Origin of the sequence: Lederbergia lenta NBRC 16444, from assembly GCF_001591545.1 — a bacterium.
Taxonomy (GTDB): Bacteria; Bacillota; Bacilli; order Bacillales; family Bacillaceae_C; genus Lederbergia; species Lederbergia lenta.
In genome coordinates, this window is record NZ_BCVC01000001.1 from 834,339 (window position 1) to 856,845 (window position 22,507).

Annotated in this window: 24 protein-coding genes and 2 riboswitches; of the genes, 20 read left to right on the plus strand and 4 right to left on the minus strand. The window is 36.6% G+C overall.

Annotated features, from left to right (window positions below; all coding sequences use genetic code 11):
- The first annotated feature begins 159 nt into the window (after positions 1 to 159).
- From BLE01S_RS03795 to BLE01S_RS03835, 9 genes are all read left to right on the plus strand, one after another.
- A complete protein-coding gene (locus tag BLE01S_RS03795; RefSeq protein ID WP_066137430.1) occupies positions 160 to 2,568 on the plus strand; it encodes a Na+/H+ antiporter subunit A in 2,409 nt (802 codons plus the stop codon).
- Positions 2,555 to 2,977, plus strand: coding sequence for a Na(+)/H(+) antiporter subunit B (locus BLE01S_RS03800; RefSeq protein ID WP_066137431.1), 423 nt, complete (start codon positions 2,555 to 2,557; stop codon positions 2,975 to 2,977). The genes BLE01S_RS03795 and BLE01S_RS03800 overlap by 14 nt, the downstream gene beginning before the upstream one ends.
- A gap of 3 nt (positions 2,978 to 2,980) precedes the next feature.
- Positions 2,981 to 3,316 carry a Na(+)/H(+) antiporter subunit C gene (locus BLE01S_RS03805; RefSeq protein WP_066137432.1) on the plus strand — a complete coding sequence of 112 codons (336 nt, stop codon included), beginning with the start codon at positions 2,981 to 2,983 and terminating at the stop codon, positions 3,314 to 3,316.
- Positions 3,309 to 4,793, plus strand: coding sequence for a Na+/H+ antiporter subunit D (locus BLE01S_RS03810; protein ID WP_066137433.1), 1,485 nt, complete (start codon positions 3,309 to 3,311; stop codon positions 4,791 to 4,793). Before BLE01S_RS03805 ends, BLE01S_RS03810 begins: the two co-directional genes overlap by 8 nt.
- Positions 4,794 to 4,839: 46 nt before the next feature.
- Positions 4,840 to 5,322: a Na+/H+ antiporter subunit E gene (locus BLE01S_RS03815; protein WP_066137434.1), complete on the plus strand. Its 483-nt coding sequence runs from the start codon at positions 4,840 to 4,842 to the stop codon at positions 5,320 to 5,322.
- Entirely contained in the window at positions 5,322 to 5,606 is a 285-nt protein-coding gene (locus tag BLE01S_RS03820) for a Na(+)/H(+) antiporter subunit F1 (protein WP_066137435.1), read from the plus strand. The genes BLE01S_RS03815 and BLE01S_RS03820 overlap by 1 nt, the downstream gene beginning before the upstream one ends.
- Positions 5,584 to 5,940 (plus strand): Na+/H+ antiporter subunit G, encoded by a 357-nt coding sequence (locus tag BLE01S_RS03825; protein ID WP_066137436.1) that lies wholly within the window; start codon positions 5,584 to 5,586, stop codon positions 5,938 to 5,940. The genes BLE01S_RS03820 and BLE01S_RS03825 overlap by 23 nt, the downstream gene beginning before the upstream one ends.
- A gap of 157 nt (positions 5,941 to 6,097) precedes the next feature.
- Positions 6,098 to 7,312: an MFS transporter gene (locus BLE01S_RS03830; RefSeq protein ID WP_066137437.1), complete on the plus strand. Its 1,215-nt coding sequence runs from the start codon at positions 6,098 to 6,100 to the stop codon at positions 7,310 to 7,312.
- Between the two features lie 118 nt (positions 7,313 to 7,430).
- Entirely contained in the window at positions 7,431 to 9,482 is a 2,052-nt protein-coding gene (locus BLE01S_RS03835) for a peptidoglycan D,D-transpeptidase FtsI family protein (RefSeq protein ID WP_082788661.1), read from the plus strand.
- Positions 9,483 to 9,530: 48 nt separating this feature from the next.
- Here the strand turns inward: BLE01S_RS03835 and BLE01S_RS03840 are convergent, their stop codons facing one another.
- Complete coding sequence (locus tag BLE01S_RS03840) at positions 9,531 to 9,986, minus strand: endolytic transglycosylase MltG (protein WP_066137438.1); 456 nt, start codon at positions 9,984 to 9,986, stop codon at positions 9,531 to 9,533.
- A 2-nt stretch (positions 9,987 to 9,988) separates the two neighbouring features.
- Positions 9,989 to 10,336, minus strand: a complete 348-nt coding sequence (locus BLE01S_RS03845) for a hypothetical protein (RefSeq protein WP_066137439.1) — start codon at positions 10,334 to 10,336, stop codon at positions 9,989 to 9,991.
- Positions 10,337 to 10,522: 186 nt separating this feature from the next.
- On the opposite strand from BLE01S_RS03845, the gene rpmG reads away from it, so the two are divergent.
- From rpmG to BLE01S_RS03870, 6 genes are all read left to right on the plus strand, one after another.
- A complete protein-coding gene (gene rpmG, locus BLE01S_RS20310) occupies positions 10,523 to 10,672 on the plus strand; it encodes a 50S ribosomal protein L33 (protein ID WP_082788575.1) in 150 nt (49 codons plus the stop codon).
- A 75-nt stretch (positions 10,673 to 10,747) separates the two neighbouring features.
- Positions 10,748 to 11,305, plus strand: coding sequence for a 5-formyltetrahydrofolate cyclo-ligase (locus tag BLE01S_RS03850; protein ID WP_082788576.1), 558 nt, complete (start codon positions 10,748 to 10,750; stop codon positions 11,303 to 11,305).
- Between the two features lie 65 nt (positions 11,306 to 11,370).
- On the plus strand, positions 11,371 to 11,550 hold the full coding sequence (gene yqgO / locus BLE01S_RS03855; protein ID WP_066137440.1) for a protein YqgO: 180 nt from the start codon (positions 11,371 to 11,373) through the stop codon (positions 11,548 to 11,550).
- Between the two features lie 293 nt (positions 11,551 to 11,843).
- Positions 11,844 to 13,358, plus strand: a complete 1,515-nt coding sequence (locus BLE01S_RS03860; RefSeq protein WP_066137441.1) for a rhomboid family intramembrane serine protease — start codon at positions 11,844 to 11,846, stop codon at positions 13,356 to 13,358.
- 31 nt (positions 13,359 to 13,389) lie between these two features.
- Positions 13,390 to 13,587 carry a YqgQ family protein gene (locus tag BLE01S_RS03865; protein ID WP_066137442.1) on the plus strand — a complete coding sequence of 66 codons (198 nt, stop codon included), beginning with the start codon at positions 13,390 to 13,392 and terminating at the stop codon, positions 13,585 to 13,587.
- 20 nt (positions 13,588 to 13,607) lie between these two features.
- Positions 13,608 to 14,579 (plus strand): ROK family glucokinase, encoded by a 972-nt coding sequence (locus BLE01S_RS03870; protein WP_066137443.1) that lies wholly within the window; start codon positions 13,608 to 13,610, stop codon positions 14,577 to 14,579.
- Between the two features lie 87 nt (positions 14,580 to 14,666).
- On the opposite strand, the gene BLE01S_RS03875 is transcribed toward BLE01S_RS03870, so the two are convergent.
- Positions 14,667 to 15,731 carry an FAD-dependent oxidoreductase gene (locus BLE01S_RS03875; protein ID WP_066137444.1) on the minus strand — a complete coding sequence of 355 codons (1,065 nt, stop codon included), beginning with the start codon at positions 15,729 to 15,731 and terminating at the stop codon, positions 14,667 to 14,669.
- Positions 15,715 to 16,320 carry a thiamine phosphate synthase gene (locus BLE01S_RS20315; protein ID WP_082788662.1) on the minus strand — a complete coding sequence of 202 codons (606 nt, stop codon included), beginning with the start codon at positions 16,318 to 16,320 and terminating at the stop codon, positions 15,715 to 15,717. Before BLE01S_RS20315 ends, BLE01S_RS03875 begins: the two co-directional genes overlap by 17 nt.
- Before the next feature lie 85 nt (positions 16,321 to 16,405).
- Positions 16,406 to 16,514, minus strand: a riboswitch (TPP riboswitch).
- A 150-nt stretch (positions 16,515 to 16,664) separates the two neighbouring features.
- A riboswitch (TPP riboswitch) is annotated at positions 16,665 to 16,775 on the plus strand.
- A 96-nt stretch (positions 16,776 to 16,871) separates the two neighbouring features.
- Here BLE01S_RS20315 and thiS point away from each other — a divergent pair.
- The 5 genes from thiS (at position 16,872) to BLE01S_RS03900 (ending at position 22,458) form a co-directional block, all read left to right on the plus strand.
- On the plus strand, positions 16,872 to 17,075 hold the full coding sequence (gene thiS, locus BLE01S_RS03880; protein ID WP_066137445.1) for a sulfur carrier protein ThiS: 204 nt from the start codon (positions 16,872 to 16,874) through the stop codon (positions 17,073 to 17,075).
- A gap of 1 nt (position 17,076) precedes the next feature.
- Positions 17,077 to 17,841, plus strand: a complete 765-nt coding sequence (locus tag BLE01S_RS03885) for a thiazole synthase (RefSeq protein WP_066137446.1) — start codon at positions 17,077 to 17,079, stop codon at positions 17,839 to 17,841.
- Positions 17,841 to 18,866, plus strand: a complete 1,026-nt coding sequence (locus BLE01S_RS03890) for a ThiF family adenylyltransferase (protein WP_066137447.1) — start codon at positions 17,841 to 17,843, stop codon at positions 18,864 to 18,866. The genes BLE01S_RS03885 and BLE01S_RS03890 overlap by 1 nt, the downstream gene beginning before the upstream one ends.
- Positions 18,867 to 19,238: 372 nt before the next feature.
- The gene (locus BLE01S_RS03895; protein WP_411825152.1) at positions 19,239 to 21,128 is read left to right on the plus strand and encodes an LTA synthase family protein; all 1,890 of its coding nucleotides are present in this window, start codon (positions 19,239 to 19,241) and stop codon (positions 21,126 to 21,128) included.
- Positions 21,129 to 21,324: 196 nt separating this feature from the next.
- Positions 21,325 to 22,458, plus strand: coding sequence for a YqgU-like beta propeller domain-containing protein (locus BLE01S_RS03900; protein ID WP_066137448.1), 1,134 nt, complete (start codon positions 21,325 to 21,327; stop codon positions 22,456 to 22,458).
- The last annotated feature ends 49 nt before the right edge of the window (positions 22,459 to 22,507 follow it).

Here is a 22,507-nt window from a genome sequence, read left to right on the forward strand (position 1 = left end):
AGAATTTGATACATTTTTTACTTTAAGTATTTGTAATAATCTTGATTTCCTACAAAAAATACTCCATCTCTTCTTCTATTATAAATACCGGGAATTAAGGACAGCATACCTTAGAGTATGGTTTGTATCTCACAATGATATTGAAATGGAGGTTTGGTTTTGTTTACTGTCATCATCGCGATTATGCTTCCTTTTTTAGTTGCAGCACTTATTCCATTCTTTTATAAGCGAATACCACGTTTACATATAGGTTGGTTTGTACTTGCTGTTCCAGTAATTCTTTTTATTTTGCTTGCCCGTTATATCCCATCCGTAGCATCAGGGGATACTTATTTAAAAACAATTGAATGGATTCCTACATATGGTATCAACTTTTCTACCTATCTAGACGGTCTTAGTATGATTTTTGGACTGTTAATTACTGGTGTTGGTAGTCTGGTCATACTTTACTCCATTTACTATTTATCTGCAAGGGAATCTCTACATCATTTTTATATTTACTTGCTTTTATTCATGGGAGCAATGCTTGGAGTCGTATTCTCAGATAATATTTTTGTGTTATATGTGTTTTGGGAATTAACGAGTATCTCATCTTTCTTATTAATTGCCTTTTGGTACCATCGGAAAAATTCAAGGTATGGTGCGCAAAAGTCATTATTAATAACAGTCAGTGGCGGGGTAGCCATGCTTGCAGGTTTTATTATGGTTTATACAATGACGGATACATTAAGTGTCCGGGAGATTGTTATGTCAATGAGTGACTATACTAATCACTTATTATTTCTTCCTGCAATGCTTTTGATACTTTTAGGCGCATTCACAAAATCTGCGCAATTTCCTTTTCATATTTGGTTGCCTGATGCGATGGAGGCTCCGACACCAGTTAGTGCTTACTTACACTCAGCAACGATGGTTAAAGCAGGTATCTATCTTGTTGCCCGTTTTACCCCTGTCTTTGGTGGCGATCAAGTTTGGTTTTGGGTTGTTGGTAGTGTCGGTATATTCACTCTATTTTGGGGCTCTTTCAATGCTGTACGGCAGGTTGACCTTAAGGCGTTACTTGCCTACTCTACTATTAGTCAACTGGGTTTAATTATGAGCTTGTTTGGCCTTGGTTCTGCAGCTCTCCACTTAGGATATAGCTCAGAATCGGTTATATACACACAAGCGACATTTGCTGCGCTCTTTCATCTTATCAATCATTCTACATTTAAAGGAGCTTTATTCATGGTTGTCGGTATTATCGACCATGAACTCGGTACGCGGGATATCCGTAAACTTGGAGGCTTAATGGCCTTGATGCCGATTACTTTTACTATAGCAATAATTGGTAGTTTTTCAATGGCCGGATTACCTCCTTTTAATGGCTTCTTAAGTAAAGAAATGTTTTTTGACGCTGTCGTTAGGATAAATGAACTTGATATCTTAGCAATAGGAAATATTGGTGTGCTTTTTCCTGTTGTTGCTTGGATAGCAAGTGTTTTAACATTTGTTTACTGTATGATTATTGTTTTTAAAACCTTTCTTGGTCCATATCAGCCAGAAAAGTTGGAGCATATAGGTCAAGAAGCTCCTGTAGGTATGTTAATTGCTCCTAGTGTTTTAGCGGTTCTTGTCGTAAGTATTTTCTTTTTTCCTAATTTAGTCGGTGTTTATTTGTTAAAACCAGCGATGATGAGTATTTTTCCAACCTTCGAGGCGACAGAACTTGCACCGCATATTTCTGCTTGGCATGGATGGAACACGCCGTTAATGATGACAATTGGTGTGATCATTGTTGGGGTATTATTATTCAGTATTCTGCGTCATTGGAAGCCGATCTATCGATTGTTTCCACCACATTGGAGTTTAAATTCACTATACAACATGATGCTAATGCAAGCAGAAATTCGCTCCTCAGAGATCACTAGATCATATATGACCGGGAATCTTCGAGATTATGCTCTTTATGTATATCTATTCTTTTTTACTGCTGTTGGAGGGGGACTGTTTTTCTTAGGCGCATTTTCGTTTGATAGCTCAGGAAATGCTCCAATTAGGATTTATGAATGGATTCTAGTCTTAGTCATGATGATTGCAGGGATTTCAATTTTATTTGCAAAATCTCGCCTGACAGCTACTTTATTGAATGGTGTGCTTGGCTACTCCATCGCTATTTTCTTTGTATTATTTCGTGCACCGGACTTGGCTCTCACTCAACTTGTGGTAGAAACAGTTACGACCGCTTTATTTTTATTATGCTTTCGTTTCTTACCAGAGTGGGACAGGGAGACATACAAACCCAAAACAAAAATGGTTCATGCATTTATTGCGATTGCAACGGGTACTATCGTAACGCTTATCGGGCTTTCCGTTCAAAGTGGTAAAATGTTTGAATCGATTTCTGTTTACTTTGAAAATGCATATGAACTTGCGGGAGGCAATAATATTGTCAATGCAATTTTAGGTGATTTTCGTGCATTTGATACAATGCTTGAAGTCGTCGTGTTATTCATTGCCGGAATTGGTGTATTTACATTAATTAAGCTAAAGGCTAGTAGGGGGGGGCAGGACATTGAAAATAAATGATGTTATTTTACAAACAGTTACAAGGATGGTTGTTTTTATCATCTTGACTTTGGGAGTATATTTATTTTTATCGGGACACAACAATCCAGGTGGCGGTTTTATCGGTGGTCTTGTTCTCGCTTCTGCCATTGTGCTGCTTTATCTTGCTTATGATATTGAAACAGTCCATAAAGGGATTCCATTTGATTTTAAACGGGTTGCTGCTTTAGGTGTTTTAATTGCAGTGACAAGTGGCTTCGGTGCAATTTTATTTGACTCCCATTTTTTAACTCAAACATTTTCTCATTTTCATTTACCTGTTTTCGGAGAAACAGAATTAGCAACTGTGACTATTTTTGAGGCCGGTGTTGCTTTAGCGGTTGTGGGTGTAGTAGTAACAATAATATTGAGTATAAGTGAGGATGAGTAGTCTATGGAAACTTTAATTACCATCCTTGTAGGGGTTTTGGTAACTGTAGCGACATATTTAATCCTTTCCCGTAACTTAATTCGTGTCATTTTGGGGACATCATTACTTTCTCATGCAGTTCATTTGCTCATTATGACCATGGGAGGATTGAAAACTGGTAAGGTTCCATTACTAGGAGGAGAGGGACCATATGTAGATGCATTACCACAAGCGCTTATTTTAACGGCGATTGTGATTAGTTTTGGAGTTACAGCTTTTTTTCTTGTGTTAGTATATCGCTCGTATCAAGAATCTAGGACGGAAGATCTTGATCCATTAAGAGGTTCTAATAATGAATAATATACTTGTACTACCAATGGTTATACCAGTGTTGACAGGAATCATTCTTGTTTTCCTCCGCTCCTTCGTCCGTATTCAGCGGTGGATTAGTTTTGCAGCGATGATTGGAATAGCTGGACTTAGTTTATATATATTAAATCAGATTCAGGCAGAAGGGATATTGCATCTTAATTTTGGAGGCTGGGAACCGCCTTATGGCATTCTTTTTGTAGCAGATTCGTTTTCTATGTTGTTAGTTTTGACGACTAGCATCATTACTGCAATTTGTCTTCTTTATGCCTTTTCATCTATTAGCAAAGAACGCGAAAATATGTTTTTTTATCCCTTTGTTCACTTCTTAGTTGCAGGTGTGAATGGTTCATTTATGACAGGTGACCTTTTCAATCTATTTGTATGTTTTGAAGTAATGTTGGTAGCATCTTATGTACTTATTTCACTCGGAGGAAAAAAGCTTCAACTGAAAGCAGCAATCAAATACGTGGCAATTAATGTACTATCGTCTTGGTTTTTTCTTGTGGCGATTGCGTATTTATACGGAACAGTTGGAACATTAAACTTTGCACATTTATCTCAACGTATTGCAGAAGTAGGACAAGGCCCACTATTGACAACGATCAGCATTTTATTTTTGCTTGTCTTTAGCTTAAAAGCGGGATTACTACTATATTTTTGGCTGCCAGGTTCATATAGTGCGCCGCCACCAGCGATAGCCGCATTATTTGGGGCGTTGTTAACAAAGGTTGGCATTTATGCGATGCTCCGTGTGTTTACATTGCTCTTTTACCATGAACCTACCATAACTCATACGATTATCGGAGTGATGGCGGGTATTACAATGATTGGCGGAAGTCTAGGCGCAATTGCTTATAAGGATATACGCCAAGTTGTTTCTTATAATGTTGTTATTGCTGTTGGATTTATTCTTGTTGGACTTGCTATTTCTACCAAGACTGCCATGGAAGGATCGATCTATTATTTAGTACATGACATGATTGTAAAAGCTCTACTATTCTTATTAGCTGGAACAATCATTGCCTTAACTGGTACGGGGAAAATAGATAAGATGAGTGGTCTTATTCGGAATTATCCTCTATTAGGATGGCTATTCTTTATTGCCACTCTTTCACTTGCAGGTATTCCACCTCTTAGTGGATTTATTGGAAAGATATTAGTAGGGGAAGGTGCTATTGAAACTGGATCTTATGTTTTGCTAGCGCTGGCCTTTATTTCTAGTATTTTTGTGTTGTATTCTCTTCTTCGTGTCTTTATGAACTGTTTCTGGGGAGAAACAATCATCAGTGAAGAAGACGAAGTGCCGCTAAAGCGAGGCTTATTAATCCCATGTGTATTACTTGGAGTCGGTACTGCACTTCTCGGAGTTGGAGCCGAATCAATATCAACTTATGTAAATGATGCAGCTAATACGTTGGTAAATCCAAATATTTATATTCAAGCGATTTTGGGTGATCAAAAATGAATCATGTAGGGTATAAAGTTAGACTTGAGAGGAGGGGGGGATATCGATGCCAGCTCAATTTTTATTAAATTTATTTATAGCATTGCTATGGATGCTATTACGTGATGAAGATGTGCTAAGATTTTCCACCTTCTTCGCAGGCTTCCTTGTCGGTATTGTCATTGTTTTCCTTATGCATCGTTTTTTCGGCCAGCAATTTTATTTACGTCGTGTCTATTCGATTATTAAACTCATTATCATTTTTATTTCAGAGCTATTACAATCAAGTTTTGTTGTACTTAAGCAGATATTAAGCCCAACACTTGATATTAAACCAGGCATTTTTACGTATGAAACAGCATTGAAAAGTGATTGGGAAGTAACAGCACTAGCCATGCTCTTGACATTGACGCCTGGATCAGTAGTTATGGAAGTATCTCCTGAGGGCAATGTCTTTTATATACATGGAATGGATTTGGAACAATCGAAAGACAGTCTTTTACGCTCTCTTGCGAAATTTGAGAAAGCAATTATGGAGGTGACTCGATAATGATCGAATTCATCCTGGGTATATCACTTTCTTTATTTGCATTGTCTATAGCTATTGTTCTATACCGAATTATTCGTGGGCCATCGATGCCTGATCGTGTGATTGCAATGGATACAATAGGTGTTAATCTCATTTCAGGTATAGCTGTTATATCCATTTTACTAAAAACGAGAGCATTTCTAGAAGTTATTCTTATCATTGGAATACTAGCTTTTATTAGTACGATTGCGCTCTCTAAATTTATTGAGAGGGGTGTAATTGTTGAATATAAGCGAGATCGTTAAATATGCTGCTGTATTCCTTATTTTTATAAGTAGTGTAGTCAGTGTGATCAGCGCATTAGGTATTATACGTTTTCCAGATGTTTATACACGTATCCACGCCGCAACGAAAAGCACAACATTAGCTGTACTATTAACCCTTACAGGAGCATTCGTTTACTTTTGGGCAGCTGAATCATTTATAAGTGTGCGTCTTATTCTTGGCATTATATTCGTTTTTCTAACCGCGCCAGTAGCTGGTCATCTTATTATCAGGGCGGCATATCGGTCTAAAGTTAAATTAGCAGAATCATCGATCGAAGATGAGCTGAAAAGTGCGCTTGATGATAAAGAATAGTATAGATGCATTCGAACGCTGAAATAGGGCGCTCTGTCCAGTTTTAGATATTAAAGCCATAATGGCATAATATAATAAATTTAGACACTTTCACTTTTGACGTATAAAACTCTTCTTTTCACTTAAAATAGATAAGATGAAAAGGGGAGTTTTTGTTATGCATGTAATTAAAAAAGTGTTCGGTAATATGGATGTTTCGAAAGATTTATTTTTACTTTTACTAATTGGTGGTTTGTACTCGATTAGTATTTCATTATCTAATACATTTGTGAATATTTATTTATGGAAACAATCCAAAGATTTTATTGATCTTGCTATATACAATTTAGCAATTGTTATTTTTCAACCGATTACTTTTATCTTAGCTGGTAGATGGGCGAAAAAGGTAGACAGAGTGATCGTGCTGAGATATGGTGTTATTTCCCTTGCGTTATTTTTTATAGCGGTTTTGTCTTTTGGAGAAAAGTCATCGGAGCATCTCATTCTTCTTGGTGGTCTTTTGGGGATTGGCTATGGGTTTTATTGGCTCGCTTTTAACGTATTAACTTTCGAGATTACAGAACCAGAGACAAGGGACTTTTTTAACGGATTTATGGGTGCGCTCACATCGATAGGTGGGATTATAGGGCCGATTTCAGCTGGATTTATTATTACTCGTTTTGTTTCAAATATAGGTTACACAGTCATTTTTGCTATTTCATTGCTTCTATTTTTGGGTGCTGTAATAACTAGCTTTTTTATTAAAAGACGGCCAGCATCCGGACAATATATGTTTTTAAGAATTTTCACTGAAAGGAAAAATAATGCTAATTGGCGCTTCGTCACAAACGCACATTTCTTACAAGGGCTTAGGGAAGGGACGTTCGTCTTCGTTATTTCTGTGTTTATATTTCTTGTGACGCAAGATGAATTCGCCCTTGGTACGTTCGGACTTATAAATTCTAGCATAGCGTTTATTATGTACACATTAGCAACGCGCCTAATAAAAAAGGAGAAGAGAAAGGTAGTAATGGTAGCAGGAGGGATCTTGCTATATGTAGCGATCTTCCTCATTGTGTTTGACATTACCTATGCTAAGCTGCTTATATATGGAGGTTTACTGGGTATTGCTTATCCATTGATGCTTGTGCCATATTCTTCTATGACACTTGATGTAATCGGGAAGGGCTGGAAAGCGGCTGAAATGAGGATTGAGTATATTGTAGTGAAGGAACTATTTTTAAATATGGGGCGCGTTATATCTATCATTGCTTTCATTGCTACAATTACATATTTTGGCACTACCGACAGTATACCAATTTTTCTTTTGGTAGTAGGGATAGGTCATACGCTTGCTGCTTTTATTCTGACAAAAGTGCGAGTAGATATGTGATAGGTAGTTGTATTGACTCGTCTTTTCTTTTACAATAGAAGAAAAGCAGTTGGGGAAGAAAGGACTGTACGGCTTGAAAAATAAAGATAAAAAGAAAAAGTCTCATGTTCCAATTAGAATGAACATGTTGTTTTTTATTGTTTTTTTATTGTTTGCGATATTGATTCTTCGATTAGGGGTCATTCAGATAGTGTACGGAGAAGACGCCAAAAGGGAGATTGAGCGTACAGATGATGTGACAGTAAGTACATCAACACCACGTGGTCTGATATACGATAAAAATCTTAAATTACTTGTTGATAATAAGCCTCGCAAAGCCATTACATACACACCAGCGAAAACACCAAACCAAAAAGAAACATTAGAAACCGCTGAAGCTCTTGCTAAAATTATCAAACAAGATACGGATAAAATAACCGAAAGGGACAAGATTGATTTTTGGATATTAAAAAATCCTAAGGAAGCGGAAGCGAAAATAACAAAGGAAGAAAAAGAAAAATATGAAGGTAAAGAAAATGAAAGTGAAATGTATAAATTACAACGTGAACGGGTGACAGAAGAGGAACTTGCTTCACTTTCACAAGAAGATCTTGAAGTCTTAGCAATTTATCGCGAGTTTACAAGTGGATATGCACTTGTTCCACAAATTGTAAAAAATGATAATGTGACAAAAGAGGAGCTCGCGTTCGTTAGCGAGCACTTAAGTCTGCTACCTGGTGTTGATACGACAACGGATTGGGAACGTCAATATGTGTTCAAAGATACGTTACGTTCGATTTTAGGAGGTATCACATCAGGACTACCAGCGGAAAACATTGACTATTATCTTTCACGTGGATATAGCCGTAATGATCGTGTTGGCAAAAGCTATCTTGAACTTCAATATGAAGATGTGTTACGTGGACAAAAGGAAAAAGTAAAAAATGTAACCCGTTCTGGAAATGTATTGGAAACAGTGTTGCTGCAAGAAGGGATGCGCGGTAAAGACCTTGTGTTAACGATTGATATAGAGTTGCAACAGGCCGTAGATAAAATTATCGAAGAGGCGCTTATAAATACAAAAAGAAAAGGAGGTACTGGCCTACTTGATCGCGCGTTTGTTGTATTAATGGATCCGAATACCGGTGAAATCTTATCCCTTTCTGGAAAACAGTATTTATATAATGAAGAAAAAGGAAAATATGAATTTACTGATTTTGCGGCGGGTAATTTTACGACGAGTTATGTTGTAGGTTCTTCTGTTAAAGGGGCAACAGTATTGACCGGTTATATGACGGGTGCAATTAATCCGAATAATACAAGTATATTAGATGAACCGCTTCATATTCTAAAAACTCCAGTCAAAAGCTCCTGGTTTAATAGGGGCGGGAATAATGTCTATCTTACGGACCGACAAGCTTTAGCTAGATCCTCTAACGTATATATGTTTAAGACAGCAATCGCAATTGGTGGTGGACAATATAGAAGAAACCAACCGCTTGGCATTGACAAAGAACTAGCCTTCTCTGAGATGCGTAATCATTTCGGACAATTAGGACTAGGTGTGAGAACAGGAATTGACTTACCAGGGGAACAAATAGGGTATCAAGGAAATGTTGAAACTGCTGAACCAGGAAAGGTATTGGATTTTTCTATCGGGCAATTTGATACGTTTACCCCCCTCCAACTAGCTCAATATGTGTCAACGATCGCCAATGGCGGATACAGAATGCAACCGCAGATTGTGAAGGAGATCAGAGAACCTGGTGACAAGGACGGTGGCATCGGGCCTTTAGCTCAAGCAATGGAACCAAAGGTATTGAATAAAGTAGAGACATCAAAGGAAATAGTGGAAAGGGTACAACAAGGTTTTTGGGAAGTTTTCCATAGTCCGAGAGGGACTGGAAAGTTTTTTAAAGATAAACCATATCGGGCAGCTGGAAAAACAGGAACAGCAGAAACGAGAGAGCAAGGGACAGATGTGTGGAACTTAACGCTCGTTGCTTATGCTCCATATGAAAATCCGGAAGTTGCGATGTCTGTTGTCGTACCATCTGCTTATCTTAATGTTAGGGGGGGAGCGGAAAATCAAATAAATTCGGAAATTGGGGATAAAGTATTACAGGCTTATTTTGATTTAAAAGCTAATCGTGGCAAAGAAGATAAGAACGAAGATAATGTAGAAGATTAATAGAAATACCAAAAAAGCAGGCTTTTAAAAGCACTGCTTTTTTGGTATTTAAGATTCTTTCGTAATAGCTTCCGCCATTTGTTCAAAGTTCATTTCGTTATCTAATTCATACTTGCCAATCTGAATATAACGTTGTAATTTGCGTTCACCTAGAAAATCATTAAAAGCTTTTGCATCAGAGATGATTTCCGCTTTTTCTAACTCACTGCTGATTTCTTTAGATGACATGCCTTCACTAATCGTTAAAGTATATTTTTTTGTTTTTGATTTCGTATTTTTGTCACTTTCTTTTGCTTTTTCTGCCACTAAATCTTCATAATCAGTTTGCCACTGAGCCACTTCTGCTTTTAATTTAGTAATCTCAACATTTTTTTCTTCGAGTTGATTAGAAATGGTAGGTTCTTTTTGTACAACTTCTCCATTGAAAAATTGCTGGAAGATGAGAAGGAGTATTGCGGAAAGAAGTAAACCAAAGGAAAAAGCTCTCGTACTCCGTTTATCCATGTTTATAACCTCCCATTAATGATATCTCTAACAGCGTCTATCGAAAGAGAGGATTGCTGGGAAATTTGCTTCATATCAAGGCCTTGGTTATATAAAGCTAATACATGACTTTTTAAAATTTCATTAGGTGTATTGATTTTCTTCGGCTGGTTCGGAAGAATATCATCTTCCAAAAGTAGCTCTTCTTCAAGCACCTTCATTCTTTTCTTCATCATATATTGCTCTTGAAGCATGTTCATTGAAAGTTGTTCGACTTCTTTTTCGATTATTTTCACGCTATCTTTTTGAAAAAAGGATATAATAAATAACAAAATCGAAGCACTTAATAAAATAATAATCATTGTATACATAATTCACCTCAATAAATATTTTATCCTAGTTATAGCATAAAGTGAACAATTCCTCTAATGTAAGTGATTTTATATAGGGGAGAGGCGATATATCTGTAATTTGGACTAGCATTTCTAAAAAAAAAGTGATATTATAGAAAAGTCGTATGAATAGTGAAGAATGCAATGAAGTTTGGAGGGAAAGACATGCGCGTAAATATTACATTAGCTTGCACGGAATGCAATGAGCGTAATTATATTTCAACAAAAAACAAACGTAATAATACTGACCGTCTTGAGCTTAAAAAATACTGCCCTAGAGAAAAACGGGTTACTTTGCACCGTGAAACAAAATAAATACAAGAAAAAAGCCAAACCACTGTACGCACCAGTGATCTGGCTTTTTTTATTACTTGAAAAAGGAGTGGCAGCGTGGATAAAAAAACATTGCGCCGTAAGATGAGCGATCAACTTCAGTCAATGGACAGAATTGCCTATGAGCACCGTTCGTATCTTATCGCAAGTTGTTTAACAGCGACTTCGGAGTGGAAGAATGCTACAACTATCGGTATCACGATGTCACACTTTCCTGAGGTAGATACGTGGCAATTGATTAGAGCAGGATGGGCGATGGGGAAACGAATGGTTATCCCAAAATGTATGGCCGTGACAAAAGAGATGAAATTTAAAGAAATTACTTCTTTTGATCAATTAGAAATAGTATATATGAATTTATTTGAACCAATAAGAGAGCAAAAAGACATACATAGTAAAGAGATCGATCTATTAATTGTTCCAGGTTTAGCATTTAACCATCGAGGATATAGAGTTGGCTTTGGCGGGGGATATTATGATCGTTATCTTGAAAGATTTCAAGGAGAAACAATTTCACTGGCTTTTTCTGAACAGGTAATGGAGGGTTTGCCGTATGAAAACCATGATTTACCGGTAGAAAAGATTATAACTGATCAGGAAATAATCATTTGCTGATAGATCGATGTAAAAATGAATATATTTATCACTTCTTCACACAATAGTGGAAGGAGGGATGGCAAATGAAACAGTTTGGTAAATTACTCATGCTTGCCATTTTATCAGTGGCTGTGTATAAGGGACGCTATCAATTGCTTAATTGCATTCTTAGTAATAGATGGTTGAGAAAAATGAGCGTTAGCACAGCTATGAAGATGCCTGGCGTTCGGGAAAAATTTATCAGTAGCGCTTTTCGAAAATAGGTTTAAAGAGATCTAACATTCACTTTTTGGGGATAACTTTTGTAAATGATGACCTCCGTCTCGCTTTAAGCGCTAGGACCAACAAGCATAAGTTAATCTGTTGAGAAGGTACAAATCGAACTTCTATACAACTTGCCTTATGCTTGTTGCCTCTGAACGAGCGCTTTCTGCTATTGCTGTTAGCTAGCTGGTATTTGTTTGTACATTGTTTTTGCATCTAATGCTTATTTTGGTTATAGTTAGAATAGAAGTGAGACGAGCTTTGTTTTGAGTATGAAAGAGAGGCTTGCATATTGTCTGGACGACGCGAAGATTATTTATTTTGGAGATTGGCCCACTTTTTGTCAAATGAAGGTGGCTATCGATTAATAAGAGCAAATGAAAACCAAACTGAATTATGGTTTGAAAATAAGAAAAATAAAAATGCAAGATTAATCCGTCTAGTTAGATTTGATTTGGACTGGGCCAACAAGATAAAACGTGATATTCAAATACTGTCCGTTCAATCTGAAAAAATTAGGAAGCATTTATTTGTCAAAAAGTTAACAGTCCTTAATTTATACATATCAACCTATCTACCTGTAGATGACTATGAATACTTAATAGAGAATAATGAGTTAAGTAATGAGAAAGTCACAATAGAAACAGTTGTAATGGCTAATGAAAATACATATGAAGCATTAAAAGCAGTTGGTCAAATACTTGATAATCAGCTTGATTTTCAAATCGATTCGGATTATGATGAATCAGAAATTGTTTCGCTAAAAACAAGCATACATAAGAAGGCCTCACAACAATTGAAAGAGGAAAGACAATTATTTGAGTACAGTAAACCTTTTTTTGCATACGCTTTTATGGCTATTCAAGTGATTGTATTCCTATTGCTAGAGGTCAATGGAGGTAGCACAAATACCGAAACATTAATCAAATTTGGTGCTAAGTATAATCCACTTATTCTTGAGGGGGAATGGTGGCGCTTTATTACGCCTGTTTTTTTACATATCGGGATATTGCATCTCGTTATGAATACATTAGCGCTGTATTATTTAGGAATTGCCGTTGAGAAAATGTTCGGGCGCGCAAGATTTTTATGGATTTATTTATTTTCTGGGTTTACTGGGACACTTGCAAGTTTTGTTTTTACTGGAAACTTATCAGCGGGTGCTAGTGGTGCTATTTTTGGTTGTTTTGGTGCACTTCTATATCTTGGCGTTGTGTATCCTCAAGTTTTTTTCAGAACGATGGGCATGAACGTAATTGTTTTAATAGGGATAAACTTAGTTTTTGGATTTTCAGTATCTGGGATTGATAATGCTGGACATATTGGTGGTTTACTGGGTGGATTTCTTGCCACAGGCATTGTTCACTTTCCGAAGAAACGCCGATCTCTTCAGCAAGCGGGTTTTGTCATCATTACTGCCGCAGTTGTGTCAACGATGCTTTATTTTGGTTATCATAGCGATCGACCAGAAGTCGTAAATAATCTAGCTGAGAAGCAAATGAAAAAGGGTGAAATGGAAGAAGCCTATCGTTTGCTTAGTGATTATGTTGCGACAGATAAAGGGAATGAAATTACTTATTTCCATCTTTCTTTATTAGAAATATATCGAGAACAATATGCAGCGGCAAAAGAACACTTGCAACAAGCAATTAGATTGAATCCCGATTTTCATGAGGCGCAATTTAATTTAGCACTTTTATATTATGAAGCGGAAGACTTGGAACAGGCAAAACATGTACAAAAAGCTCTATCATTGTATGAGGATGAAAAGTATGAAGCGCTTCTTAAGAAACTTGAAACACAATAGTTAACTTAATTTGTTTATAAGTGAGGCAATTATGAATACTGTTTATGATGTGCAACAATTATTAAAAAAATTTGGTATATTTGTATATGTGGGAGAGCGCATTGCTGATTTAGAATTGATGGAAGCCGAAATAAAAGATTTATATTTTGCTAATTTAATTCCAAAAGAACAATTTCAACAGGCTCTTTTAATTTTAAGAAATGAAATAACTAAAGAACAAAAAAAATAATGAATAGTGGGGAAAATGAGATGAGTGAAAAATGGCTGGCAGGTATCGATATTGGGGGTACTTCTATAAAACTAGCATTCTTTACCGAAACAGGTGAACTTGTGCATAAATGGGAAATACCAACGAATAAAGATAATAGGGGAATGGCAATTATTAGTGAGGTTGGCGATTCGGTTCAATCTAAATTAATTGAATTACATGGCGATGTCAGTCCATTAGTTGCTGCAGGAGTTGGTGCTCCTGGTCCAGTAGATACAGATAAAGGACTATTATTTGAAGCTGTAAACATTGGATGGCAAGATAATTTTCCGTTAAGAGATTTAATGCAATCAGCATTAAATGTACCTGTAGCAATTGATAATGATGCGAATGTTGCTGCACTTGGTGAAATGTGGAAAGGCGCAGGAAAAGGATCAAAAGATTTGATTTGCATTACACTTGGTACGGGGGTCGGCGGGGGAATCATTTATAAAGGTGATATTGTTCATGGTAGCAAAGGTGCAGCTGGTGAAGTCGGTCATATTACCTCGGTTTCAAATGGTGGATACATGTGCAATTGTGGTAAAACAGGATGTCTAGAAACAGTGGCATCTGCCACTGGTGTTGTTAGAACTGCACTTGATAAACTCAAAGTTTATGATGGGGAATCATTATTGAAACCGATTGTAGAAAGTAGTGGTACAGTAACTGCGAAAGATGTTTTTGATGCAGCCGCAAAAGGTGATAAATTAGCAAATGAGATTGTAGAACTTCTTGCCGATTATTTAGGAATTGCCTTGGCGAATTCCTCTGCAATTCTAAATCCAGAGAAAATTGTAATTGGTGGAGGAGTATCCAAAGCAGGCGATATTTTATTAACACCATTAAGAGCTAAATATAAAAAATATGCATTTAAACCAATTGCTGAAAATACAGAAATTTTGTTAGCGGAATTAGGAAATGACGCTGGAATCGTCGGCGCAGCATGGTTAGCCGCTAATAAAATTGGTTAAAAGCTTATAGTATTGTCAGTTCGTAAAATAGAGCAGACTTTAATATGAAGGCTGTCGAGACAAAAGTCTCGGCGGCCTTTTAAAGTTTCAGTTATATTGATATGTAGCTATCCCTCTACCAGGGTTAAAAGCAGTCAAAAACTCCTCGGAAATATCATTTTTAAGAATGAAGTCCTTAATCAATTTTGCGGTGGCGGGTGCTAGAAGAATCCCATTGCGAAAATGACCTGTTGCAACGTACACATTGGTTGAATTAGGGATAAGTCCTATGTACGGAAGATCGTCTATTGTTTTCGGACGAAAGCCATACCACCGATCCAGCACTTTAAATTGTGATGAGCCATGTAAAAAACTTTCTGCGATAAGTGCTAAGCTTTCTTGACCGTCAGCCGTAATACCCTCACTATCATCTAATTCCATCGTTGCGCCAACAACGAGCGTTCCATCTACCCGTTGAAGCATGTATGTTCCTTCATAAAATAGTGTGTATGGTAGTGTAACCCCAGGAGCCTCAAGTTTCATGCATTGCCCTTTCACTCCAGATAAATGAAGAGGTAAAAGTGATCTACTTTCAATTCCAGCAGTAATAACGATGTGATTCGCCTGTAATTCAAATGAAGGCGTTTGAATTACATCTTCGTCTATAGAAAACACTGGTGTATTCTCATAAATAGATACTCCAAGTGCTCTTGCAGCGTAAGAAAATGCATAGCAAGTCTTAATTGGATGAATGTGGATATCTTCAGTAAATAAAAATCCGCCATCTTGAGGCACATTCACATTTGGGATTGACCTACGAATAACTTCGGGTAATATATGCTTTCCTTTAAAGTGAATTGGTTCTCCTTTTTGATGGTTAAATTGTAAGATTCCTCCTTTAGTATGTTCAAAGGCAATCCCTGACAGTTTTTCTACTTCAGATCTGATCCGTTCATATAAGTACTGACTTTCTTTAGCAAAAGAATAGAAGGCGCTGTTACCAGTAAACTCTGAATGAGCCCCGAGCATTCCCGCTGCTGCTTTTGTTGAGCCCGAGGCAATTTTAGCGGCTTCCAAAATTGCTACAGATAGCCCCTCTTTTGCCAAGAAATAAGCAACAGTATTTCCGATAATTCCTCCACCAATAATAGCTACATCAACAGATTGAGTCATGGATGGACACCTCGCAAGCTTTTGCATATTCTTTTGCAGCTTTCTCTGGTTTGGCTACGCCGAATATAGAGGACATTACGGCGATACCCGCAGCTCCAGCATCACGGATTGATTGGACGTGTTCGGGCTTAATGCCTCCAATTGCATACACAGGGCAATGTGCATGAAACGTTATTTCTCGCAGCGCTTTAAGACCGCGTGGCATAATCCCCTTTTTGCAAGCTGTTTTGTAAATATGGCCATATAGTAGCCAGTCAACAGGTTCGGCAACATTGTCGATGGAGTGTATGGATCGTCCTAAGGAAAGTTGTGGATACTCCAATTTTATACCATTTATAGGGGGAGCATTATTGGGTAATTGTACACGGTTAATTCCCGTTGATATCGCTAAATGTCTATTCCCGTGAATAATTAATTTGCGCAAATCAAATTTATTCTTGTAAAGTGTTTCGATAATCATTTTTAATGTTTCTTCGGATTTGGATTTTTCTCGTAATATAATTGCTGATACATATGGTTCGATATGAAGTAGGGTGTGAACGAGCTTATTTTCTGTCATGCGATCGTCAGTGACAGTAATTAATTTCATATTGATATCTCCTTTGTAAGTAAAAAGACCACTTTCCTGAAATGGAAAGTGGTCTGATGTATCGCCGCGTAAAAAAATACGCGTGAAAATAGACTTGTCACTTTCCTCCGCAGGTACGAACCTGTTCAGGTAATAAGGGTATCAGAGTTATACTCTTCTCTCAGTCCTAAAAAAGGATTCCCCTAGTGTTTCTTTAATTTAGAATGGATTTCTTAATGGAAAGCATATCATTCTCTTAAATAAAATGAAAGGATAATCCAAAATATATCGATGTTTCTAAATAGTTTGACAAGGTCTAGATAGACATGATAGGATATTTTGTGTAAACTTTATATTCAATTTTATTAAACTACTAGAGGTGCCTTTTAAGAAGGCTGAGATTGAAGCGATCGACTTCGGGACTCTTGGAACCTGATCTGGTTAATACCAGCGAAGGGAAGTGGGGAAATAGGTTTTTGAGCCTCTGTTTAGAGGTGTAAACCTTTTTTATTGATGTATAACCACTATCTTTGCTGAGATAGTGGTTTTTAGTTTGTCTAGGAGGTGATGACATGCAAATTGTCCTAAATGGCAAAATGCAAGAAATACCAATAGAAGTAACAAGGGTAAAAGAATTAATTCATTTTTTATCCTTAAATAAGGACTTAGCAATAGTAGAGCAGAACGGTAGGATCTTAGGGAGAAGTGAATGGAGCGAAATGGAAATCACAGACAATGATCATTTTGAAATCGTTCAATTTGTAGGAGGAGGATAACATGTTAAAAATAGGACCTTATACTTTCCAATCACGTTTATTTTTAGGGACAGGGAAATTTTCATCCGTTGATATCCAGAAGGAATCGGTCGCTGTTTCTGATACAGAGGTACTGACCTTTGCAGTTAGAAGAATGAATATTTTCGATGAACAACAACCCAACCTATTAGAAAAAATTAATCTAAAGAAATTTTGCTTTTTACCAAATACAGCAGGGGCAAAATCGGCTGAAGAAGCAGTTCGAATTGCTCGTTTAGCAAAAGCCTCGGGGCTTTGTCATATGGTGAAAGTGGAGGTATTTGGTTGTGATAAAACGTTATTACCTGATCCTATTGAGACACTAAAAGCGAGTGAACAACTACTCGAGGAAGGATTTATTGTTTTGCCGTATATATCAGACGATGTTGTTTTAGCAAAACGACTCCAAGAGCTCGGGGTTCACGCAGTTATGCCGGCAGCTTCACCTATTGGTTCTGGATTAGGTATCGTTAATCCAATAAATCTTGAATTAATTATCAAAGATGCTAAAGTCCCGGTGATTGTGGATGCGGGGATTGGCTCCCCAAGTGATGCTGCATTTGCGATGGAGTTAGGAGCAGATGGAGTGCTATTAAATAGCGCAGTATCTGGAGCGGGAAATCCTGTTCAAATGGCTGAAGCAATGAAATGGGCCGTGAAGGCAGGTAGACAGGGATATAAAGCTGGAAGAATTGCAAAGAAAAAATATGCTGAAGCTTCGAGTCCATTAACAGGGATAAGCATATAATGAATAGCCGGTATTCTCGCCAAGAGATGTTTACCCCGATAGGTAAAGAAGGACAAATAAGATTAAAAGCTGCACATATTTTAATGATTGGAGCGGGTGCTCTAGGCACAGCAAATGGGGAGATGCTTGCAAGAGCGGGTGTTGGTAAGTTAACTATTGTTGATCGCGATTATGTGGAAATATCTAATCTGCAGCGTCAGCAAATGTATAAAGAGAAACATGCTTATGAAAAATGGCCAAAAGCTATTGCAATAGGTGAAGAACTAAAAAAAATAAACTCAACCATCGAACTAGAAACATATGTGGAAGAGGCGGATCCCACTTGGTTAGAACAATATTTAACAGATGAAACACCGAATCTTATTTTAGATGCGACGGATAACTTTGAAACGCGCCTAATTCTGAATGATATTTCGCAAAAGTGGAAGATCCCTTGGATTTATGGCGCTTGTGTTGGAGCAACAGGAGTTAGTTTAACTATTCACGCTGGGAAGTCACCTTGTTTATATTGTATGTTAGACACTTTACCGGAAACGAATCTAACATGTGATACGGTTGGAATCATTAGCCCGGCTGCACAAATGGTGGCCGCTTTTCAAACGACGGAGGCGCTTAAGATTCTAGTTAATGATAATAATTCATTGCGTACAAAGCTTGTGTATTTTGATCTTTGGAATAATCAAATGACGCAAATGAAAATAGATTCATTAAAGAAAGAGGAATGTCCTTCGTGTGGTGCAGACCGAGATTATCCATTTTTAAATGATGAAAATAGAACTAAGTTTGCAGTACTTTGCGGTCGCAATACAGTACAAATTCGGCCGCCTAGGCAATTAGCAATAGAATTAAAAGAAGTAGCGGAGCAATTGCCCTCATATGTAGAGAAAATAAAAAGAAACGAATTTTTACTGAGTTTCTCTATAAAGAAACGTGCATTCGTTTTGTTTAAAGATGGACGACTATTCATTCACGGAATGAAGGATATAAGGGAAGCAAAGAAACTCTATTATCAATTATTTTCATAAAATCTTGAAATGAGAGGGTAAGCAATTCAGAATAGATCTGTTTGTTTAGGCGAAAGTTGAATAGATGGAAGTTAAACAGGAGCCAGTGGTTCTTGTTTTTTTTGTGCTGATGGATTGTAAATATAATTTCTATTCCTTCCTAGGTCTTAAGTTATAAAAACAATTTACAAAGACAATCCTGAAACTTTTTGATGTTTAAAACGTCTATATATATAAGAACATGAATAGGATTCCTTTGGAGGTTCATTGCTTGGCTTAATAAACGAAGGAATTAATTTTTTTATAAACATATTATGATATTCGTTAGTCCATTCATTGTTTTCAATTAATGAATGGGAAGTACTTTTACATATTCAGTAGGAGGTAAATGTTTTGAGTAAGCTTAAAAAGTTTAGTATTTCACTTCCGATCGTAGCCACACTTATGTTATGGGGCAAAACTTATATTGTCTATAAAACAAGCTTTAATATAAAACTAGAAAATTTTATGCAAGAGCTGATATTATTTATTAACCCTTTAAGCTTTTTACTTTTTGTATTGGGTATCTCTCTTTTTTTAAATTCGGAAAAGGTTCGTAATCGATATATTATTATTACTAGTTTCATATTAGGATTTGTGTTATATGGTAATGTAGTGTTTTATCGTTTTTTTACCGATTTCTTAACTTTACCAGTACTATTCCAAACGAGTAACTTTGCTGACCTTGGTGATAGCGCTATAACAGAAATTCATTGGTATGATTTTGTTTATTTCATTGATATAGCCATTTTATTCATTATCATGAAGTTTAAATCAACGGCGATCAAGATCACCCCAGTTAAAAAGACAAATAGACGTGCATATTTCCTAGTGGCAACTGCCATGCTCTTTTTAAACTTAGGTCTTGCTGAGACTGAACGTCCCCAATTATTAACACGAACATTTGACAGAGAAATGCTTGTGAAAAATCTCGGAACATATAATTATCATTTGTATGATATTTTTCTACAATCAAAATCATCGGCGCAACGAGCCATGGCAAATGGTAGTGAATTAGTAGATATTGATAATTATATAAGTGCAAGTTTTGTTAAACCTGACAAAGATATGTTTGGTGTCGCTGAAGGGAAAAACTTAATTGTCATTTCATTGGAATCCATGCAAAGCTTTGTAATGAATAACGATGTATATGGTCAAGAAGTTACACCTTTTCTTAATGAATTCATTAAAGACAGTTATTATTTCGATGAATTTTATCATCAAACAGGCCAAGGGAAAACTTCCGATTCCGAATTTTTACTTGAAAACTCTTTATATCCTTTAAACCGCGGGGCCGTTTTCTTTACGCATTCAGGAAATAAGTACGATGCTATGGCTCAAAAACTAGCGAATAATGGATATCATTCTTCCACGATGCATGCGAATAATAAAAGTTTCTGGAACCGGGATATTATGTATCAAGCACTAGGCTATGATTATTTTTATTCAGCCACAGATTACAGCATCACACCTGAAAATTCTGTAGGGTGGGGGATGAAGGATATCCCATTTTTTGAACAATCGGTGGACATAATGAAAACAATTCCAAAGCCTTTTTATACAAAGATGATCACTTTGACGAATCATCACCCGTTTAGAGTCGAAGGTGAAGATAAATTAATTGATGAATATGATTCTAAGAGCGGTACATTGAATCGATATTTTACTACGGTAAGATACATGGATGAAGCAGTGAAAGACTTTATTCAAAGGCTGAAAGACGAGGGTATTTATGAAGAATCAATTATTGTCATGTATGGAGACCATTATGGAATTTCTGAGAATCATAATGAAGCAATGTCACAGTATTTAGGGAAAGAAGTGACGCCATTTGTAAATACTCAGCTCCAACGCGTACCACTAATCGTTCATATCCCTAGTGTCACCGACAATGGAAAAGGAAAAACCATTTCCAAAATAGGCGGGCAAATTGATTTAAAACCTACTCTCCTTCATCTCTTAGGCATTAATACGAAAAAGGATATCCAGTTTGGAGAAGATTTATTTTCTCCGGATCACCGAGACTTTACAGTATTTAGAGATGGACGTTTCGTTACAAAGGATTATGTCTATGCCGATAATACATGTTATTCCAAAGATACCGAAGAACAAGTTGAAGCTTCCTATTGTGAACCATTTAAAGAGAAAGCGAGTAAGGAACTTAATTACTCCGACAAAATTATTTATGGCGACCTTCTACGGTTTTATGAAGATCCAGATTACACGAGTAATACTACCCATTAATGGGAAATAAACATAGACTTTCTTACATGCTCGGCAGTCTGAATTTTATCGAGTATAGTTTTTGTTTACTATGCTTGCATACGGAAGGCCGAGCAAATCTTTATTGTATCAGCTTTTTGTAATAGTTTCGTAACATAATTTCTTTTAGAATACGGTAATTAGTAGTATGATGGATTAATAGGGGAGGGGAGTGTATGTGCGGCTAACGGTAAAGTTTTGTATTTTAATGAACGTAATAATCATTCTATTACTTAGTGGATGTATAGAAAAATCTATGGATGCAAGTCCCTCACCAGAGCCCCTCAATAAAAGTGAGAGCAATGAGAGCAATTCTGTAAATTTACCCGTGGTCCCATTGGATGTTGGTTCGGGGAAATTTGAAAAAAGTTATGGTTGGCTTGATGATCAAACGATACTATATTCTTATGTGGATAAAGGGAAGTATTATGTATCCTCATATGAACTTTATAAAGGTGATTCAGAAATTATTTTTGCCTCTTCCACACCCATCGTTAATGTAATTATCCACCCAATGCAAGAAAAATTACTTATACATACTTCTCCATCTACCCATGGAGCAGAAGTATTTATTACAGATGCACAAGGGGATATTTCTTTTTCAACCGAAATCGAGTCTTACGAATTAGCGATAGAATGGAATAAAAAAGATGCAACCCAAATGTTCATTACAGCTTTTTACGAGGATTGGACATATGATATACACCATCTCGATCTGAGTACTAATAACATGAACAAAGTTCCGCATCTTGAACCATTTATGAAATGGTTGGGAAACTCTGTAATTGAACAAAGATGGAATGAAAATGATGAAGCATTTTTTGCCCCGCTTTGGAAAACTTTTATTGATAGGGATAAAAAGACCGAATTATTAAAGGATGAAGTATATCGTTTTGATGTGTTTTCCGATTACTTGATGGTCATTACTATTCCAAAGAATAATCAGACAGTCTTTGAATACCAATTCTTTGATCTGTCAATGAAGCGTAAGAATTTATTAGAAAAGCCTAACTTAACGCAGTATGCTGATTGGCTTATCCCTTATTATGATTATAATGTGGCAGAGAATAAGTTTATTACGTTTGCCCCCGAAACACATGCTAGCGTTGATACATATAATGATGGATTTAAGTTAATTGAACTTGATTTAGACGATGGCAAAGAAAAGGAATTGATCGTAGATATTGACAATCAACCAATATCATGTGCCGCTAGCGGAAATCAGTGTTTATATGGGTATCAATTGGAGAATTTGTTGAATTTAAAGACTGGTAAAATAGAAAAGATAATGAAGGACAATAAAGCAGAATGAGAAAAGCGAAGCATCGTTATACGATGCTTCGCTTTATGATTGAATTTGT

Excerpts from the sequence above, each read along its gene's own strand:
- BLE01S_RS03805 (WP_066137432.1), top strand. The coding sequence starts at position 2,981 with ATGGAAACTTTAATTACCATCCTTGTAGGGGTTTTGGTAACTGTAGCG.
- BLE01S_RS03810 (WP_066137433.1), top strand. The coding sequence starts at position 3,309 with ATGAATAATATACTTGTACTACCAATGGTTATACCAGTGTTGACAGGA.
- BLE01S_RS03815 (WP_066137434.1), top strand. The coding sequence starts at position 4,840 with ATGCCAGCTCAATTTTTATTAAATTTATTTATAGCATTGCTATGGATG.
- BLE01S_RS03820 (WP_066137435.1), top strand. The coding sequence starts at position 5,322 with ATGATCGAATTCATCCTGGGTATATCACTTTCTTTATTTGCATTGTCT.
- BLE01S_RS03830 (WP_066137437.1), top strand. The coding sequence starts at position 6,098 with ATGCATGTAATTAAAAAAGTGTTCGGTAATATGGATGTTTCGAAAGAT.
- BLE01S_RS03835 (WP_082788661.1), top strand. The coding sequence starts at position 7,431 with ATGAACATGTTGTTTTTTATTGTTTTTTTATTGTTTGCGATATTGATT.
- BLE01S_RS03840 (WP_066137438.1), bottom strand. The coding sequence starts at position 9,986 with ATGGATAAACGGAGTACGAGAGCTTTTTCCTTTGGTTTACTTCTTTCC.
- BLE01S_RS03845 (WP_066137439.1), bottom strand. The coding sequence starts at position 10,336 with ATGTATACAATGATTATTATTTTATTAAGTGCTTCGATTTTGTTATTT.
- rpmG (WP_082788575.1), top strand. The coding sequence starts at position 10,523 with ATGCGCGTAAATATTACATTAGCTTGCACGGAATGCAATGAGCGTAAT.
- yqgO (WP_066137440.1), top strand. The coding sequence starts at position 11,371 with ATGAAACAGTTTGGTAAATTACTCATGCTTGCCATTTTATCAGTGGCT.
- BLE01S_RS03865 (WP_066137442.1), top strand. The coding sequence starts at position 13,390 with ATGAATACTGTTTATGATGTGCAACAATTATTAAAAAAATTTGGTATA.
- BLE01S_RS03870 (WP_066137443.1), top strand. The coding sequence starts at position 13,608 with ATGAGTGAAAAATGGCTGGCAGGTATCGATATTGGGGGTACTTCTATA.
- BLE01S_RS03875 (WP_066137444.1), bottom strand. The coding sequence starts at position 15,731 with ATGACTCAATCTGTTGATGTAGCTATTATTGGTGGAGGAATTATCGGA.
- BLE01S_RS20315 (WP_082788662.1), bottom strand. The coding sequence starts at position 16,320 with ATGAAATTAATTACTGTCACTGACGATCGCATGACAGAAAATAAGCTC.
- thiS (WP_066137445.1), top strand. The coding sequence starts at position 16,872 with ATGCAAATTGTCCTAAATGGCAAAATGCAAGAAATACCAATAGAAGTA.
- BLE01S_RS03885 (WP_066137446.1), top strand. The coding sequence starts at position 17,077 with ATGTTAAAAATAGGACCTTATACTTTCCAATCACGTTTATTTTTAGGG.
- BLE01S_RS03890 (WP_066137447.1), top strand. The coding sequence starts at position 17,841 with ATGAATAGCCGGTATTCTCGCCAAGAGATGTTTACCCCGATAGGTAAA.